The organism is Agrobacterium sp. 719_389 (genome assembly GCF_900188475.1).
GTDB lineage: Bacteria > Pseudomonadota > Alphaproteobacteria > Rhizobiales > Rhizobiaceae > Agrobacterium > Agrobacterium radiobacter.
The window spans coordinates 210,879-226,127 of sequence record NZ_FYEM01000006.1; the positions used below are offsets into that span (position 1 = coordinate 210,879).

A 15,249-nucleotide genomic window follows, 5' to 3' on the forward strand; every position below is an offset into this window, starting at 1 on the left:
GTCACTGCCCCAACCGTTCGAGAAGTGCGGGAACGTGGACCTGATCGGCCTTGTAGTTGCCGGTCAGCATATACATCATGATGTTGACGCCGGAGCGGAAGGCGTGTTCACGCTGCATCTCGTCTGGCGGCACGGTTGGCAGAACCGGCGCGCCCTGCGCATCAACGGCCCATGCGCCGGCAAAATCATTGCCCGTGATCATGATCGGCGTCACGCCGTCGCCGGAGGAAGAAAGGCCCGACGTGGTCTTGGCTGCGCCCTGCCGCGATTCCACCCAGAGCGGAGAGCCGTTGTAACGGCCGGGGAAATTGGTGAGCAGGTAAAAGGACCGCGTCAGAACATGGTCTTCCGGCACCGGCTCCAGCGGCGGAATGTCGATATTGGCGAGGATCGCCTGCAGACGTTCGCCGTTGGGGCTCGTCGCGCCGGTATCGAGCGAAGAGAACTGGTCGCGCGTATCGAACAGCACGGTGCCGCCAGCGCGCATATAGGCGTCGATACGCGAGATGGCGGCGCTTGACGGCATTGGTGCCGTGGCGGAAACCGGCCAGTAGATGATGGGATAGAAGGACAACTCATCCTTGGAAATATCGAGGCCGACCGGCTGGCCGGGCTCCAGCGTCGTGCGCCAGGTCAGGAATTCGCTGAGGCCCTGCAGGCCCTGCTCGGAAACGCGGTCGACATCGTCTTCGCCGGTGCGGACGTAAGCGAGATGGGTGGTGTCCAGCCGTTCGAAAATCTGCTCGTCGCCGGGTTTGGGATCGTCGGCGCGGGCGTCGGTTGGCGACATGGCGGCAAAGGCGCCGAGCGCCAGCAGCAGCGTGGCAACTGTCGCGCTGCGGGCTTTCGGCAGGCGCGCGAAAGCGCCGTTCATGAAGAGCACGATCAGGCTATCTGCAATCAGCATCAGGAAGGCGGCGATGAAAAGGGCGGGGCGCAGGGATTTTGCCGTTTCGCCGATCAGCGCTTCGCTTGACGTGCTGATACCTGCGGCCGACGTATCGAGCGGGCGAAGCGTCGCGCCAGCGGCTAAGAGATTGAGAGCCACGAAGCCATCCTCTGTGCCATAAAGGCCGGGGGGATTGTCGAAACCGGTGCGAGGCGGCTGGCCTGCGCGCATTTCCAGCGGCCGAGCGGTGCCGATTTCGGCCGACAGAGCGCCTTCGGCCGTCAGGAGGCGGAAGGGCGGCAGGGCGGCGGCCGGGGCATTGGCGTTGGCGGAAGCGCCGCCCGCCTTCGACAATTGCACGATACGGCGCAGCATGTCGACGAAATGGCCTGAGATCGGCAGATCGGACCAGCTCGCCTCGGCGCTGACATGGAAGAGCACGATGCGGCCGGCTTCGACGTTACGGGTGGTGACGAGCGGCGTGCCATCGGCAAGGCTGGCCCAGGTGCGCTCAGCCAGATCCGGTGTCGGTTCGGCCAGAACCTGACGCTTGACCAGAATACCATCGGCCTTCGGCATGCCGGCGAAGGCGCCAAAGTTCGGGAAATCGGCAAGCGGCTGCGGCTCGGCCCAGGAGAGCGCACCGCCAAGTGCGCGTTCGCCCTGCCTCAGCGTTACCGGCACCAGCGGATCGTCGGCTGGGGCCGCGGCAAGGCGCGGACCGGCAAAACGGATCAGCGTGCCGCCGCCGGCGAGCCACCGCTGCATCGGCTCATAGGTTTCCTGCGGCAGGCGACCGATATCGGCCATGACGATGACGGAGGGGTTGGATTGCAGGATTTCCGGGATCGCCTGCGCCAGATCGGCCTGCCGCTGCGGGATGAGATCGGCAAACGGCTGAAGCGCGCGGCTGATATAATAAAGCGGTTGCAGCAGCGGCTGGAAATCATTGCCGGTTTCGCCGGCGAGCAGCGCCACGCGGCGACGGCGGAAGCCGTCATCGAGAAGATGCACCGCACCTGCCGTCGATACGCCTTCGAGGGAAAGGCGGGCGAAATCATTGCGCAGTTCGAAGGGCGCTTCCACCGTCGCCGTGGCCTCGGCCTCGCCGGGCGCAAAGCTGGCGGTGCCATTGGCGAGAATGCGGCCCTGGCTGTCCTGCGCATTGACGGTCAGCCGGGCGGCTTCGGCCGTATCCAGCCGCGAAAGCGTGACGCTCATGGCGTCGGCATTGTTGGTGGCGCCTGATATGGCGGTGATCGCCTTTCCGTCGCCCTTCACGATGCGGAATTCGGCAGGCGAGAGACTGGCAAGCGTTCTCATCGCGCTTTCATCCTGCGCACTCTGCACGCCGTCGGTGATATAGGCGAGCGTGCCGGGGGGCGTGCCGTTCAGCGCTTCGGTGATGGCCTCTGCCGTGCGGATACGATCGGGAACCAGCGGCTTCGGTTTTGCTGCGGCGAGCTTGTCCAGCGCCACGGCTGTCGTTCCCGGCACGGCGTCATGTTCGGCGTCGGCGGTGAAAACGATGGAGACGGGGCGTTCGGCCCGTTCGGCATCTCCGATCAGAGCTTGCGCGGTTGCCACGCGCCGCTCCCAGTCGGGTGCGGAAGCCCAGCTATTATCGACCACGAGCACCAGCGGACCGCTGCCGGCGATGCTGCTGTTGCGCGGGTTTACCACCGGGTCCGCCAGGGCGAAAATCACGGCGGCGGCGAGCGCCATGCGCAGAAGGGTCAGCCACCACGGGCTTTTCGACGGCGTTTCCTCGCGCTTCAGCACAGTCGCCAAAATTTTCAGCGGCGGAAACACTTCCGCCTTGGGGCGCGGCGGGGTGAGCCGCAGCAGCCACCAGATGGCGGGCAGCGCCAGAAGGCCGAAGAGGATGTAGGGACTGGTAAACACGAAAGGCAATGCGCTCATCGGCGGCCACCGCCTTGCGCGGGCGCGCCGGAAAGATACATGTGAACGGCGACGAGCGCCTCGGAAGCGAGATGATCGGTGCGGTGGAACACGAAGTTCCAGCCGAGACGGCGCAGCGATGAGGACAGCGCCTCGCGTCTTGCGAGATAGGCGCGGGTGTAATCCTCGCGAATGGTTTCGGCGCGGCCGGACACGAGTTTTTCGCCGGTTTCCGGATCGGAGAACTCGGTGCGGCCGGAATAGGGGAAGGTTTCCTCGGCCGGATCGGCGATTTCCACCACATGGCCGCGCAGGCCCCGCCGTGCGAGCGGCGAAATCCGCTCCATCACATTTTTCGCATCATCGAGAAAATCGCCGATGAGGACGATGTCGCTTGCGCCGCGGATCATGCCCGTTTCCGGCATGCCTGTCGTGAGCGGCGCATGCATGATGGCGGCGGCCAGCCGTTCGGCGGCATTTCTGGCCGAGACCGGCTCCATGATACCAGGACAACCGATGCGCTCGCCCGAGCGCGCAAGGATTTCCGCCAGCGCCAGCATCAGCACCAGCGCCCGGCTTTCCTTGGAGACCGAGCCGAGGGTGGATTTGAACATCATCGACGGCGACATGTCGGCCCAGAGCCAGATGGTATGGGCGGCTTCCCATTCCCGGTCGCGCACATAGGTATGGTCGTCGCGGGCCGAGCGCCGCCAGTCGATGCGCGATAGGCTCTCGCCTTCGGCATAGGGACGGAACTGCCAGAAATTTTCACCGATTCCACGCTTGCGGCGGCCATGCCAGCCGGCGGTGACGGTGTTGGCGATGCGCTTTGCCTCGACCATGCAGTCCGGCACCAGGGCTGCGCGCTGGCGTGCACGCGCCAGAACTTCGCTACCCGGCGTCTTGTCTACGATCTGGCCGATGGATGCCACATGCAGTCCTTTCGCGAACGTGCTTTCAGTTCTTCGCCTGCTCCACGAGGGCTGCGATGACATCGCGCACCGACATGCCTTCGGCGCGGGCCGCAAACGTCAGCGCCATGCGGTGTTCCAGCACCGGCTCGGCCAGCGCATGGACATCGTCCAGCGACGGTGCGAGCCTGCCTTCGTAGAGCGCACGGGCGCGGGCGGTCAGCATCAGCGACTGTCCTGCGCGCGGACCCGGGCCCCAGACAACGTGTTTGTCGGTCAATTTGTTGCCATGGCCGGGGCGGGCGGAGCGCACGAGTGACAGGATTGCATCCACCACCTTGTCGCTGACCGGCATCTGGCGGATGAGGGCCTGGATTTCCATCAGGCGCCCGGCATCGATCACACCGCGTGCTTCGCCTGAGGCGGTGCCCGTCGTGTCGAGCAGGATCTGGCGTTCGGCGGCAAGCTCGGGATAACCGACATCGACCTGCAGCAGGAAGCGGTCGAGCTGGGCTTCCGGCAGCGGATAGGTGCCTTCCTGTTCCAGCGGGTTCTGGGTGGCCAGAACGTGGAACGGCTTCGGCAGCTCATAGGTCTGGCCGGCCATGGTGATGTGATATTCCTGCATGGCCTGCAGAAGCGCGGACTGCGTGCGCGGGCTGGCGCGGTTGATTTCGTCGGCCATCAGCAGCTGGCCGAAAATCGGACCCTTGATGAAACGGAAGGAACGGCGACCGTTCTCATCCTGATCCATGACCTCGGAGCCGAGAATATCCGACGGCATGAGATCTGGCGTGAACTGGATGCGATTGGCGTCGAGGCCGAGCACGGTGCCGAGCGTGGTGACGAGCTTGGTCTTGGCAAGGCCGGGAACACCGACGAGCAATGCGTGGCCGCCCGAGAGGATGGCGAGAAGCGTGTTCTGCACCACTTTTTCCTGACCGAAAATGACCTTGGAAACTTCCGTGCGGATCGCCGCAATGTCGGAAAGCGCCTTTTCGGCCGCGGCGACGATGGCCTTTTCATCGAGGGTTTCGCCGGTATTCATCACGCCCATGTCGCTCTCCTCATACCTTCGCCGCTGTCACAGTCGCATCCCGGTTTTGCTGGCCGCTGGCCGGGACGGATTTTGCGCTGCATATAGCTTATTGCTCTCTTGGCCGCTGACAAGCGCCATTCGAATGACTATGTCGTGACTTAGTATTTCCTTATCGGCAAAGCGAGACTCGAATATGGCAGCGGAGACGATAAATTCGGCAGGCGATGCGGCGGGGCTGGCGGCGATGATTTCCCGTGCTGCCGAACAGACTGGCGATGCCAAGCGCGGGCCGGCCCCGGTTGAGCGCTGGAATCCCCCCTTTTGCGGCGATCTCGACATGGAAATTCGCGCCGACGGCACCTGGTTCTACCTCGGCACGCCCATCGGCAGAGCGCCGCTGGTGCGGCTCTTTTCCACCGTTCTGCGCAAGGATGAGGACGGCAAAACCTATCTCGTAACTCCTGTGGAAAAAGTCGGCATCCGCGTCGTGGATGCGCCTTTCGTCGCCGTCGAGATGAAGGTGACCGCGGGTGAGAGGGATGGCGAGCCGCTGCTTACCTTCCGCACCAATGTCGGTGATGTGGTGGAGGCGGGGCCGGAGCATCCGCTGCGGTTCGAAATTTTCGGTGAGAACCGCGAATTGAAACCCTATCTTCTGGTGCGCGGCAGGCTGGAAGCGCTGGTCTCGCGGGCGGTGATGTATGATCTCGTCGCGCTCGGTGAAGTGATCGACGTTGATGGTATCGACATGTTCGCCGTACGCTCGGGCGGGATTGTCTTTCCCGTGATGCCAGCCAATGAACTGGAACGGCTTTCGCAATGACGATGACGACAACGGGCCTTCAATCCTTTACCGCTGCCGATTTCCGCCACCGGGTGCTGCAGGAAGGCGAGGGCGTGGCCGAGCGGGAGAATGGCGATCACCTGCTCAATCCGGGCGTTATTCTCTCTGGAAACGGCATAAGGCTGAAGGATGCCGCCGTGCTGGTGCCTGTTATCGATGACGGCAACGAAGCGCGGGTAATCTTCACACAGCGCACCTCCACTTTGCGCAAACATTCCGGCCAGATTTCCTTTCCAGGCGGCGGCATCGATGCTGAAGACCGCACGCCGGAAGAGGCGGCCCTGCGCGAGACGGAAGAGGAAATCGGCCTTTCCAGGTCTTTCGTGGAAACGGTGGGGCGCCTGCCGGATTATATTTCCGGGACGGGTTTTCGCATCAAGCCGGTACTGTCGGTCGTCCGTCCCGGTTTTGACCTGACGCTTAATCCAACGGAAGTTGATGAGGTTTTCGAGGTGCCGCTGTCCTTTCTGATGGACCCGGCTAACCACGGGCGCGGCAGCCGCATCTTTCAGGGGAAGGAGCGGTTTTTCTATGAAATGCCCTATGGCGAACGCTACATTTGGGGCATTACGGCGGGCATCGTCAGGACGATTTACGAGAGGTTTTATTCATGAGCAGCCTTGCCGGGCGGGACTGGTTCGAAAAACCGGCGCTGAAGCGCATATTCGCGCTTCTGAATGCCGACGGCGGCGAGGTGCGGATCGTCGGCGGCGCCGTGCGCAATGCGCTGATGGACCTGTCGGTCGTCGATGTCGACCTGGCGACGACGCTCACCCCTGACGTGGTGGTGGCGCGGGCGAAGGTTGCGGGGATCAAGGCGGTGCCTACAGGCATCGAGCACGGCACGGTAACGCTGGTGATCGATGGCGAAGGTTTCGAGGTAACGACGCTGCGCCGTGATGTCGAGACCAATGGCCGCCACGCGCAGGTGGCTTTCGGCACCGACTGGCAGACCGACGCCGAGCGGCGCGATCTCACCATCAATGCTCTCTACGCCGATGAAAAAGGCGAGATCATTGATCTTATCGATGGGCTGCCAGATATCGAAACCGGAACCGTGCGCTTCATCGGCGATGCGGCGATGCGGATTTCGGAAGATTACCTGCGGATTCTGCGCTTTTTCCGCTTTTTCGCGCATTACGGCTCCGGACGTCCTGATGCCGACGGCTTGCGGGCCAGCGCGCGGGCCAAGGACAAGCTGGCGACCCTTTCGGCTGAGCGGGTATGGAGCGAATTGAAAAAGCTGCTTTGCGCGCGCGATCCCTCCCGCGCCCTACTCTGGATGCGGCAATCGGGTGTTCTGACGGAAATTCTTCCCGAGACCGAGAAGTGGGGTATCGACGCCATTCACGGGCTGGTGGCGGCGGAGCAGGCTCTCAGCTGGGCGGTGGACCCGATGCTGCGGCTTGCCGCCATCCTGCCGCCTGATAGGGACAGGCTGGCCGCTCTTGCCGCGCGTCTGCGGCTGTCAAAAGCCGAGGCTGCCTCTCTTGCCCGTTGGGCTTCGGCTCCGGCTGTCGACCCCGAGATGAAGGAGACGGCGCTTGACCGGCTGCTTTACCGTCAGGGCGTCGAAGGTGTGAAAATGCGGATGAAACTTGCGCTCGCCGCCGCCCGTGCCGATGTTTCGGCTGGCGACACGGCCATGCAGAAGGTGGCGCGGCTTTCGACCCTGCTGGCGCGGGCGGAAAAATTCCACAGGCCCGGCTTCCCCCTGAGCGGCGCGGATGTGATGGCGGCAGGCGTCGAGGCTGGCCCGAAGGTGGGCGAAGTGCTGAAAAGCCTTGAGGAAAAGTGGATCGACGTTAATTTCTCCCTTGACCGGGCAGCGCTGACCGCCCGGCTGAAGGATATGCTGGAGAATTGAAGTCGCAGCAACGAAGGCGTTGCGGCCTAAGCCGCATTTGCCTCGTCGCGGATGCGGGATTTGATGTTCTCGATCATGTTTTCGCGGATGACGGTTTCGCCGTGGGCCGAGCGCATGTGCTCCACCGTGCGGCGGACGACTTCAGCGTCGTCATCTGCGCGCGTATGCCAGGCACAACCGGGCACGAGCGTTCCGCATTCAAAAAGTCTCATTGTCTTGCCTCCCTGTTTCAGCGAAGGACAGCATGAAGTGACATGCTGTCCTTCGGACATGAAACGAAAGTTCGCCGCTAATGTTCCAGAGCAGCGTCCTTCAACCCTGTTCGGGCCCGTATTCGGGCCCCCTATTCGGGCATTGCCCAGCACTGGAACACAGAGGATGTGCCAGCTGCCGGAATTTTTGTACGAGGCATTTCGTCATTGGCCGCCCGCCGTGCCGTTTTTTGTCCGGCAAGGGAGCGCTTCACCTGTTCGACATAAAAGGAATGCGGCAGTTCACGATCACCCGTGGCGCGCATTTCCGCTGCCAGGCGGTCGATCAGATCAGGGGTATCGATGGATTGCGGCGCTTCCTCGACGGAAGCAGAGATAGGCATGCTGTTCGAAGTAATCATGACGATAGCTCCTCCAGTACGTCTGCGGGAGGAGACTACCACTGCCTTGATTTTTCCATAAGTCCTAATTTGCGCTATTTGCGACAAAATGGCTGATGAGCGTCAAATTTGCGTGAGGTTTTTTAAGGCCAGCGCACCACCGGCGGCAGCGAGGAGAGAATCGATTCGACGTTTCCGCCCGTCTTCAGGCCGAAGATCGTGCCGCGGTCATAAAGCAGGTTGAACTCCACGTAGCGGCCGCGGCGGATAAGCTGCTCGTCGCGGTCCTCTTCCGTCCAGTTCTGATTGAAATTGGCGCGGACGATCTTCGGATAAACGAGATTGAAGGCGCGGCCGACATCCTGCACGAAGGTGAAATTGGCGCCCCAGCCGCCTTTTTCCTCGTCAGGATGCAGCCAGTCGAAAAAGATGCCGCCGGTGCCGCGCGGCTCATTGCGGTGCTTCAGGAAGAAATACTCGTCGCACCAGGTCTTGTATCGCGGATAGTCCGCGACGGGATGGCGGTTGCAGGTGATCTCGAAGGCGCGGTGGAACAGCTGGGTATCGGCGTCCTGCTGCGTGCGCCTGCGGCCAAGCACCGGCGTCAGGTCCGCGCCGCCGCCGAACCAGTGGCTGGTGGTGACGACCATGCGGGTGTTCATATGTACCGCCGGCACATTGGGATTGACCGGGTGGGCGATGAGGGAGAGGCCGGAAGCCCAGAAACGCGGGTCTTCTTCCGCTCCCGGTATCTGCTTGCGGAACTCGGGCGAAAACTCGCCATAGACGGTGGAGGTGTGCACGCCGACCTTTTCAAAGACGCGGCCTTCCATCATCGACATCTTGCCGCCGCCGCCTTCGCCATTGTCGCGCAGCCAGTCTTTCTGCACGAAACGGCCGGGCTCCTGATCGGAAAGAGGGCCGGTGAGATCGTTTTCCAGGGTTTCGAAGGAGGCGACGATGGTGTCGCGCAGATGCTGGAACCAGGCTTCGGCTGTGGCCTTCTTGTCTTCGATGTCCTCGGGCAAGCCCTTCGGCAAGATTGGCCGTTCCATATCTTCTTTCTCCTGCGGTGAAGTCCGTTCCCCGCCGCCTCTAGCAGGTGTTTGCGCCGCGCACAAATTCGACTCGCCAAGGCGGTGCGCCGACACTATCTTTATCGATGTAGGTGCCAGAGGTGAATATCATGACGAAATTTGCCGGACCGCCGCCCCTCGACGGGCTGAAGCGCAGGATCGCCAATCATCGCAAGGAACGCGAAAGCGCCGGCGGTGAACAAAAGCGTGACGGCATGTTCGTGCGCCAGACCTTCTGTCTCGGCCGCGAGGAAGCCCGCGCCAAGGCGCGCGAATGGTTCGACAGCTTTCCCAAAGCGGCCTATTGGACGGAAGTGGAAAGCTGGCGGCAGCTTGAGGGCGACCGCATCGAATTCACCATGCGGCGGCTTCCCTCGGCCGATTGAGTTTTAGAGCGTTTTCGCATTTCCGGACGGAAAACCGGGGGCCACTTTTCCTGGAAATGCTCAGGCACGCGGCTCCGCGTAACGCAGGCGGCTTTCGATCAGCACGCCGCTTTCATCCAGGATGGGATGCGCCACCGAAACGATATGGGCGTTGATCCGCTTCAGGTCGCGCAGCATGTCGAGATGCAGCGAGCTGGTCTGCATGCTTTCCGTCAGCCCGTCGCGCAGCCGCTCCAAGTGCCGGTTGGAGGACTGTTTTTCGAGGCGGCGTATATCCACCTTGCTTTCCATCAACCGGCGGGCAAGCTCGAAATCGCCGGTCACCAGAATGCTCTGGGCGGCGCGCAGGTTCTCGATGGTCATGTCGAACAGGGTTTTCAGCTCCTCATAACCGTCATCGGAAAATTTGAAGCTGTTCAGCACCTTCTTGCGGATCTGCTCGCAGATGCCCTTTTCGATGATATCGCCGATATGTTCGAGATTGATCGCATAATCGATGATGGCGATCGAACGGCGGGCTTCCTCGTCGGAAAGCCCCTTGCGCCCCAGCTGCGACAGATAGACCTTCACTTCCTGCTGACGGCGGTCGACCTTCTTTTCGAGCAGGGAGACTTCCTGAAGCGGCGCCAGATCATTGTGCTTGAAGGCGTTTTCGGCACGGATCAGCATCCGCTCGATGCTGTCGCCGACGCTCAAGACCTCACGGGTGGCATTGGCAAGCGCGACGACCGGCATATCCAGCGCCTGCTGGTCGAGGAAATTCGGGCCGTCTTCAGTCTTCGGATCGCCCGGCACCAGCTTTGCCATCAGGTCGGATATCAGGCCGGAGAAGGGCCAGGCCAGGGCCGCCAGAATGACGTTGAAGATGAGGTGGGCGTCGACGGGCAATTTCGTGGGCGAAAGCGGTAATTGCTGCAGGAGTTCCGCGCCATAGGAGGCGAGCGGCATGGCAATGAGGCAGCCGATGGTGCGCACGACAAGATTGCCGATGGTGATGCGCCGCGCCGAGGCGGGGCCGGAAAGCGTGGCGATAACAGGCGGAATGGCGCCGCCGAGATTGGCGCCCAGAATGAGAACGATGATGAGGCCGGTGGAAAGCGTGCCGGTGGCGGCCAGCGACAGGATGAGCACCACGACCGCCAGGCTGGAAGAGGAGACGAAGGCGAGCACGGCCGAGAAGATCAGCGCGACGGGCCATGCTCCATCAAGCAGGCCGATAAAGACGCCGAGAGCCGGCGAGGCCCGCATCGGTTCGGTCGCGCCGCTTAGGAGATGCAGCGACAGCAGCATCAGGCCGATGCCGATCAGCGCGGTTCCGCCGCCCTGTCTGGCGTTGGAACTGCCCTTTTTCAGCACGATGCCCGCAAGGATCAAAAGCGGCGACAGCCATTCCACCCCGGCCGCCACGATCCATGCGGTAACGGCGGTGCCGACATTGGCGCCGAGCAGCACCACCTGCGCCATGCGCGGCTTGATGAGGTCACGCTCCGCAAAGGAGGCGACGGTGAGTGCGGTCGCCGTCGAGCTTTGCAGCGCCACCGTCGCAAAAAATCCGGAAAAGAAGGAACGGGGACCGTTCTGGGTGCCGGTGGCCAGCACGCTTCGCAGCTTCATGCCGAAAGCGCGGGTAACGCCGTCCTTAACCTGGGACAGACCGAACAGCAGCAGTGCGACTGCGCCGAGAAGGTTGACGATGACAATGGTGGATTGCATGCGACGTCTCCTCACACCCGCCGGGGCATGGTTCCGGCGAGGGCGATTTTTATTGTCCGGCTAAAGAGTATAGGAGCCTCAACGCCCCCGGTACAGGCCGGGTTGCGACAGTTTTGAAGGAAAAACGGTCAAATTTTGTATTTGCCCGAAAAATTGGCGTTAAAAATGGCGCTTACGCCCATGCCGTCTGGCGCAAAGCCTCGCCGGTGATCATCGCCGCCGACATGGCGACGTTGATGGAGCGCTGGCCCTCGACCATGGGGATGATGATTCGCTCATCGGCCTTTTCATGCACATGGTCCGGTACACCTGCACTTTCGCGACCGAAAAGCAGGATATCATCCGTGCGGTAAGTGATGTCAGTATAGGGCAGGGCGGCCTTGGTGGAGGCGAGAACGAGCCGGCGGCCGGTGGTTGCCCGCCATTGCTCGAAACGGTCCCAGCTGACATGGCGCGTGAGCGCCGCCGCTGCAATATAATCCATGCCCGCCCGTTTCAGATTGCGGTCGGAAATATCGAAACCGGCCGGCTCGATGATGTCCACGCCGAGGCCTAGACACGCGGCCAGCCGCAGGATGGTGCCGGTATTGCCGGGAATATCGGGCTGGTAAAGGGCAATCCTGATGTCGAGCATGGACTTCTCACTGCGGTTGGAGCGTCCGTCCGATTATCACGGGCGCGGGGCGGGCGACAGGTGCGTTGGGAAAAGTCCCTCCCAGGCGTTGTTCCCGAGCGGATATTCATTCGCGTGACACACAGCGCAGCTACCCATTCACCAACGTATTGTCAGGTCTGTCCGGACCATCGTGATGGTCGGGACAGGCCATTTCGAGCCGGATTTTCTGCACGCGACAACAGGAGGATTCCATGTCCGAACGGGTGAATTTCGTCCATCTGACCGATCTGCATATTGGCAATCCGCAGGTGCAGGATGATGATCTTTATTCCGAGACCTCGGCCACGCTTTCCGCGACGCTCGCGCAGATCAAGGCGCTCGTGCCGCCGCCTGAATTCATCGTCGTCAGCGGCGATTTGACCAATAGGGGCGATGCCGGCAGCTATGAAGAACTCAAACGCCTGATGGACGAAGCCGAACTGGATGTGCCGGTGCTCTTCGCGCTCGGCAATCACGATCGTCGCGATGGTTTTTATCCGGTGATGCTCGGTCGCCATGAGGATCTGGATGAGCCCTATGATCATGCCGAAGTCATTGCCGGCATCCACATTATCGTCATGGATACCAGCATTCCCGGCAAGGTCGGCGGGGCTTTCGAGCCCGGGCAGATCGAATGGCTCGAGGATGAGCTGGAAAACCACCCCGAACTGCCGAAGCTGCTGGTGATGCACCATGCGCCGGCGCTTGATTTCGACCGTCCCGATGCGGAGTGGGAATCCCTCTCCTTTGAGGATACCGAGGTTCTGGACGAATTGCTGTTCGAGCATGATGTCGTCGGCATTCTGGCCGGCCACATCCACTACGACCGCATGTCGCACTGGCAGGGCATTCCCGTCGTGGTCGGCATCGGCCAGCATTTCGCCACTGACCCGCTGTGGCTGCATGAGGGCGTGCGCATGTTGTCCGGCGCGTCTTTCGCCATTGGCACGATAAGGGATACGGGCCTCACCGTGACTTTTGCGCCCCAGCCCAGCGATCGCCGGGAATTGAAGCGTCACACGCAGGCCGGAATGGCCGAGCTGATTGCCGACTACGAAAACGGCGAAGCGCAGGACGCAGCCGAATAAGGCGACGTCCGCATCGTTTAACGGGCGGAGACCCTGCGGGTCATCTCCGTCCGCTCGCCGTATTGGACGCACTTGCGTGTTTTCTCGCGTATTCGGTGTCTTTCCGACTGGTCATTGCTTAATTTTTGCGCTACAAGGCCATGTCTTCAACACCAGCCAAGGGAGGTTCTTATGCCAAATGACATTCGTATTCGCCTCCCGGCCCCAGTAGTGTCGCTGCTGGCCTAGGTGTTACTCTGCGGCCCGGCCGCGTTTCCCATATTTCGACTCACCATGTGGCTGTCGCGGCCATGTTTAAAGACTTTTCCGTTCCGTCGTGAGCCATATTTGTGTCCGCTCACCATGTCACGATGGAGCGATTGATTGCCGGAGCTTGGCCTATGTTTGGCTGGTTTGAAAAACGCCTCGATCCCTTTCCCGCTTCGGCGCCCTCCGTGGCGCCAAGGAAGCTTTTGCCGTTCCTGTGGCACTATGTGAAGCCCGCATGGCCATGGCTGCTGCTGCTTGGCCTGATGTCCATGGGCATCGCCATTGCCGAAGCCATGCTTTATAAATTCCTCGGCAATATCGTCGACTGGCTTTCCACGGCCAATCGCGAGACGTTTTTTGCCGACGAGGGGTGGCATCTGATCGTCATGGCCGGGCTGGTGCTCTTCCTGCTGCCGCTGATGGGCGCGATCCACACCATGACGATGCACCAGACGCTTGCCGGCAATTTCGGCATGATCGCGCGCTGGAAGATGCATCGCTTCCTGCTGCGCCACTCCATGAACTTCTTCGCCAACGAATTTGCCGGCCGGGTTTCGACCAAGGTGATGCAGACGGCGCTGGCGATCCGCGAAGTGGCGCTGAAGGTGATCGACGTCTTCGTCTACGCGATCAGCTTCGTCGTTTCGATGCTGTTCATGGTTGCGGCAGCGGACTGGCGGCTGGTCATTCCGCTGCTGGTCTGGCTCGGCATCTATATGGGCATCCTCACCTATTTCGTGCCAAAGCTCGGCCGGCTGGCGCAGGAACAGGCCGATGCGCGCTCGATGATGACGGGCCGGATCGTCGACAGCTACACCAACATCTCGACGATCAAGCTGTTTTCCCATGCGGGCCGAGAGGAAAGATATGCGCGTGAGGGCATGAACGTGTTTCTTGGAACCGTTCACCGCCAGATGCGCAAGATTTCCGGCTTCAACATCCTGATCGACCTCAACAATGCCGTGGTACTGTTTTCCACGGCGGCGCTCGGTCTTTATTTCTGGATGCAGGGTTCGGTCACGGCCGGTTCTGTCGCCATCGCCATCAGCCTTGCTATGCGTGTCAACGGCATGTCGCAGTGGATCATGTGGGAAGTCACCTCGCTGTTCGAAAATATCGGCACGGTTTATGACGGCATGTCGATGATGACGAAGCCGCACGATATCGTCGATGTTCCCAAGGCGCCTGAGCTTGCAGCGCCGCAGGGCGCCATCCGTTACGACAACGTCCGCTTCCACTATGGCAAGAATAAGGGCGTGATCGACGGGCTGACGCTCGATATCAAGCCGGGCGAGAAGGTCGGGCTGGTCGGCCGTTCCGGCGCGGGCAAGACGACGCTGATGAACCTGCTTCTGCGCTTCTACGATCTGGAAGGCGGCAGGATCACCGTCGACGGCCAGGACATCTCGAAGGTGTCTCAGGACAGCCTGCGCGAGCTGATCGGCGTGGTGACGCAGGATACCTCGCTGCTGCACCGCTCGATCCGCGACAACATCGCCTATGGCCACCCCGAAGCCACCGACGAGCAGGTGATTGCGGCGGCGAAGCGGGCAAATGCCTGGGACTTCATCGAGACGCTTGTCGACATGCACGGTCGTCAGGGCCTCGATGCCCAGGTGGGTGAACGTGGTGTGAAGCTCTCCGGCGGTCAGCGCCAGCGTATCGCGATCGCCCGTGTCTTCCTCAAGAACGCACCGATCCTGGTGCTGGACGAGGCGACATCGGCGCTCGACTCCGAAGTCGAGGCGGCGATCCAGGAGAACCTGTTCTCGCTGATGGAAGGCAAGACGGTGATTGCGATCGCCCACCGCCTTTCGACGCTGACCGAGATGGACCGGCTCATCATTCTCGACAAGGGCCGGATCGTGGAAGCGGGCAGCCACGCGGAACTGGCGGCAATGGGCGGCATTTATGCCGATCTGTGGCGACGCCAGTCCGGCGGCTTCATCGCCGACCATGAGGCGGAAGTGGCCGCAGAATGAGGAAAAGCGAGAGGGCGGGGAACATTCCCCGCTCTTTTTCATTTGGGCAATGTTAC

14 protein-coding genes are annotated in these 15,249 nt (G+C 61.6%); 6 read left to right on the forward strand and 8 right to left on the reverse strand.

All coding sequences use genetic code 11. The features are described 5' to 3' along the window. Window position 1: 1 nt before the first annotated feature. The 3 genes from CFB10_RS13315 to CFB10_RS13325 are packed head-to-tail and all read right to left on the reverse strand — an operon-like array spanning window position 2 to window position 4,759. A complete protein-coding gene (locus CFB10_RS13315) occupies window positions 2–2,812 on the reverse strand; it encodes a DUF4159 domain-containing protein (RefSeq protein WP_020011385.1) in 2,811 nt (936 codons plus the stop codon). Then, window positions 2,809–3,723 (reverse strand): DUF58 domain-containing protein, encoded by a 915-nt coding sequence (locus tag CFB10_RS13320; RefSeq protein ID WP_020011384.1) that lies wholly within the window; start codon window positions 3,721–3,723, stop codon window positions 2,809–2,811. The genes CFB10_RS13315 and CFB10_RS13320 overlap by 4 nt, the downstream gene beginning before the upstream one ends. Window positions 3,724–3,748: 25 nt before the next feature. After that, window positions 3,749–4,759: a MoxR family ATPase gene (locus CFB10_RS13325; protein ID WP_003523087.1), complete on the reverse strand. Its 1,011-nt coding sequence runs from the start codon at window positions 4,757–4,759 to the stop codon at window positions 3,749–3,751. A 175-nt stretch (window positions 4,760–4,934) separates the two neighbouring features. Between CFB10_RS13325 and CFB10_RS13330 the strand changes: the two genes are divergently transcribed. Genes CFB10_RS13330 through CFB10_RS13340 form a run of 3 tightly spaced genes read left to right on the forward strand, consistent with a single transcriptional unit; the run spans window position 4,935 to window position 7,452 of the window. Next, window positions 4,935–5,564, forward strand: coding sequence for a DUF1285 domain-containing protein (locus CFB10_RS13330; protein ID WP_020011383.1), 630 nt, complete (start codon window positions 4,935–4,937; stop codon window positions 5,562–5,564). Beyond that, on the forward strand, window positions 5,561–6,199 hold the full coding sequence (locus CFB10_RS13335) for a CoA pyrophosphatase (RefSeq protein ID WP_020011382.1): 639 nt from the start codon (window positions 5,561–5,563) through the stop codon (window positions 6,197–6,199). The genes CFB10_RS13330 and CFB10_RS13335 overlap by 4 nt, the downstream gene beginning before the upstream one ends. Beyond that, window positions 6,196–7,452 (forward strand): CCA tRNA nucleotidyltransferase, encoded by a 1,257-nt coding sequence (locus tag CFB10_RS13340; RefSeq protein ID WP_020011381.1) that lies wholly within the window; start codon window positions 6,196–6,198, stop codon window positions 7,450–7,452. The genes CFB10_RS13335 and CFB10_RS13340 overlap by 4 nt, the downstream gene beginning before the upstream one ends. Window positions 7,453–7,478: 26 nt before the next feature. Here CFB10_RS13340 and CFB10_RS13345 read toward each other — a convergent pair whose 3' ends face one another. From CFB10_RS13345 to hemF, 3 genes are all read right to left on the reverse strand, one after another. Further along, the gene (locus CFB10_RS13345) at window positions 7,479–7,664 is read right to left on the reverse strand and encodes a DUF1059 domain-containing protein (RefSeq protein ID WP_003523091.1); all 186 of its coding nucleotides are present in this window, start codon (window positions 7,662–7,664) and stop codon (window positions 7,479–7,481) included. A gap of 131 nt (window positions 7,665–7,795) precedes the next feature. Next, a complete protein-coding gene (locus tag CFB10_RS13350) occupies window positions 7,796–8,065 on the reverse strand; it encodes a hypothetical protein (protein ID WP_020011380.1) in 270 nt (89 codons plus the stop codon). Window positions 8,066–8,187: 122 nt separating this feature from the next. Continuing rightward, window positions 8,188–9,099 carry an oxygen-dependent coproporphyrinogen oxidase gene (gene hemF, locus CFB10_RS13355; protein WP_020011379.1) on the reverse strand — a complete coding sequence of 304 codons (912 nt, stop codon included), beginning with the start codon at window positions 9,097–9,099 and terminating at the stop codon, window positions 8,188–8,190. Window positions 9,100–9,230: 131 nt separating this feature from the next. Between hemF and CFB10_RS13360 the strand changes: the two genes are divergently transcribed. After that, the gene (locus CFB10_RS13360; protein WP_004430221.1) at window positions 9,231–9,506 is read left to right on the forward strand and encodes a hypothetical protein; all 276 of its coding nucleotides are present in this window, start codon (window positions 9,231–9,233) and stop codon (window positions 9,504–9,506) included. A 60-nt stretch (window positions 9,507–9,566) separates the two neighbouring features. Here CFB10_RS13360 and CFB10_RS13365 read toward each other — a convergent pair whose 3' ends face one another. Both CFB10_RS13365 and CFB10_RS13370 read right to left on the reverse strand, forming a co-directional pair. After that, window positions 9,567–11,219: a Na/Pi cotransporter family protein gene (locus CFB10_RS13365; RefSeq protein WP_020011378.1), complete on the reverse strand. Its 1,653-nt coding sequence runs from the start codon at window positions 11,217–11,219 to the stop codon at window positions 9,567–9,569. A gap of 172 nt (window positions 11,220–11,391) precedes the next feature. Next, window positions 11,392–11,853: a tRNA (cytidine(34)-2'-O)-methyltransferase gene (locus tag CFB10_RS13370; RefSeq protein ID WP_020011377.1), complete on the reverse strand. Its 462-nt coding sequence runs from the start codon at window positions 11,851–11,853 to the stop codon at window positions 11,392–11,394. Between the two features lie 233 nt (window positions 11,854–12,086). On the opposite strand from CFB10_RS13370, the gene CFB10_RS13375 reads away from it, so the two are divergent. Together CFB10_RS13375 and CFB10_RS13380 are read left to right on the forward strand one after the other, a co-directional pair. Further along, window positions 12,087–12,962 carry a phosphodiesterase gene (locus tag CFB10_RS13375; protein ID WP_020011376.1) on the forward strand — a complete coding sequence of 292 codons (876 nt, stop codon included), beginning with the start codon at window positions 12,087–12,089 and terminating at the stop codon, window positions 12,960–12,962. Between the two features lie 380 nt (window positions 12,963–13,342). Further along, window positions 13,343–15,193, forward strand: a complete 1,851-nt coding sequence (locus CFB10_RS13380) for an ABC transporter ATP-binding protein (protein ID WP_020011375.1) — start codon at window positions 13,343–13,345, stop codon at window positions 15,191–15,193. Window positions 15,194–15,249: the final 56 nt, after the last annotated feature.

Excerpts from the sequence above, each read along its gene's own strand:
- CFB10_RS13340 (WP_020011381.1), top strand. The coding sequence starts at position 6,196 with ATGAGCAGCCTTGCCGGGCGGGACTGGTTCGAAAAACCGGCGCTGAAG.
- CFB10_RS13315 (WP_020011385.1), bottom strand. The coding sequence starts at position 2,812 with ATGAGCGCATTGCCTTTCGTGTTTACCAGTCCCTACATCCTCTTCGGC.
- CFB10_RS13360 (WP_004430221.1), top strand. The coding sequence starts at position 9,231 with ATGACGAAATTTGCCGGACCGCCGCCCCTCGACGGGCTGAAGCGCAGG.
- CFB10_RS13375 (WP_020011376.1), top strand. The coding sequence starts at position 12,087 with ATGTCCGAACGGGTGAATTTCGTCCATCTGACCGATCTGCATATTGGC.
- CFB10_RS13365 (WP_020011378.1), bottom strand. The coding sequence starts at position 11,219 with ATGCAATCCACCATTGTCATCGTCAACCTTCTCGGCGCAGTCGCACTG.
- CFB10_RS13330 (WP_020011383.1), top strand. The coding sequence starts at position 4,935 with ATGGCAGCGGAGACGATAAATTCGGCAGGCGATGCGGCGGGGCTGGCG.
- CFB10_RS13350 (WP_020011380.1), bottom strand. The coding sequence starts at position 8,065 with ATGATTACTTCGAACAGCATGCCTATCTCTGCTTCCGTCGAGGAAGCG.
- CFB10_RS13325 (WP_003523087.1), bottom strand. The coding sequence starts at position 4,759 with ATGGGCGTGATGAATACCGGCGAAACCCTCGATGAAAAGGCCATCGTC.
- hemF (WP_020011379.1), bottom strand. The coding sequence starts at position 9,099 with ATGGAACGGCCAATCTTGCCGAAGGGCTTGCCCGAGGACATCGAAGAC.
- CFB10_RS13345 (WP_003523091.1), bottom strand. The coding sequence starts at position 7,664 with ATGAGACTTTTTGAATGCGGAACGCTCGTGCCCGGTTGTGCCTGGCAT.
- CFB10_RS13370 (WP_020011377.1), bottom strand. The coding sequence starts at position 11,853 with ATGCTCGACATCAGGATTGCCCTTTACCAGCCCGATATTCCCGGCAAT.
- CFB10_RS13380 (WP_020011375.1), top strand. The coding sequence starts at position 13,343 with ATGTTTGGCTGGTTTGAAAAACGCCTCGATCCCTTTCCCGCTTCGGCG.
- CFB10_RS13335 (WP_020011382.1), top strand. The coding sequence starts at position 5,561 with ATGACGATGACGACAACGGGCCTTCAATCCTTTACCGCTGCCGATTTC.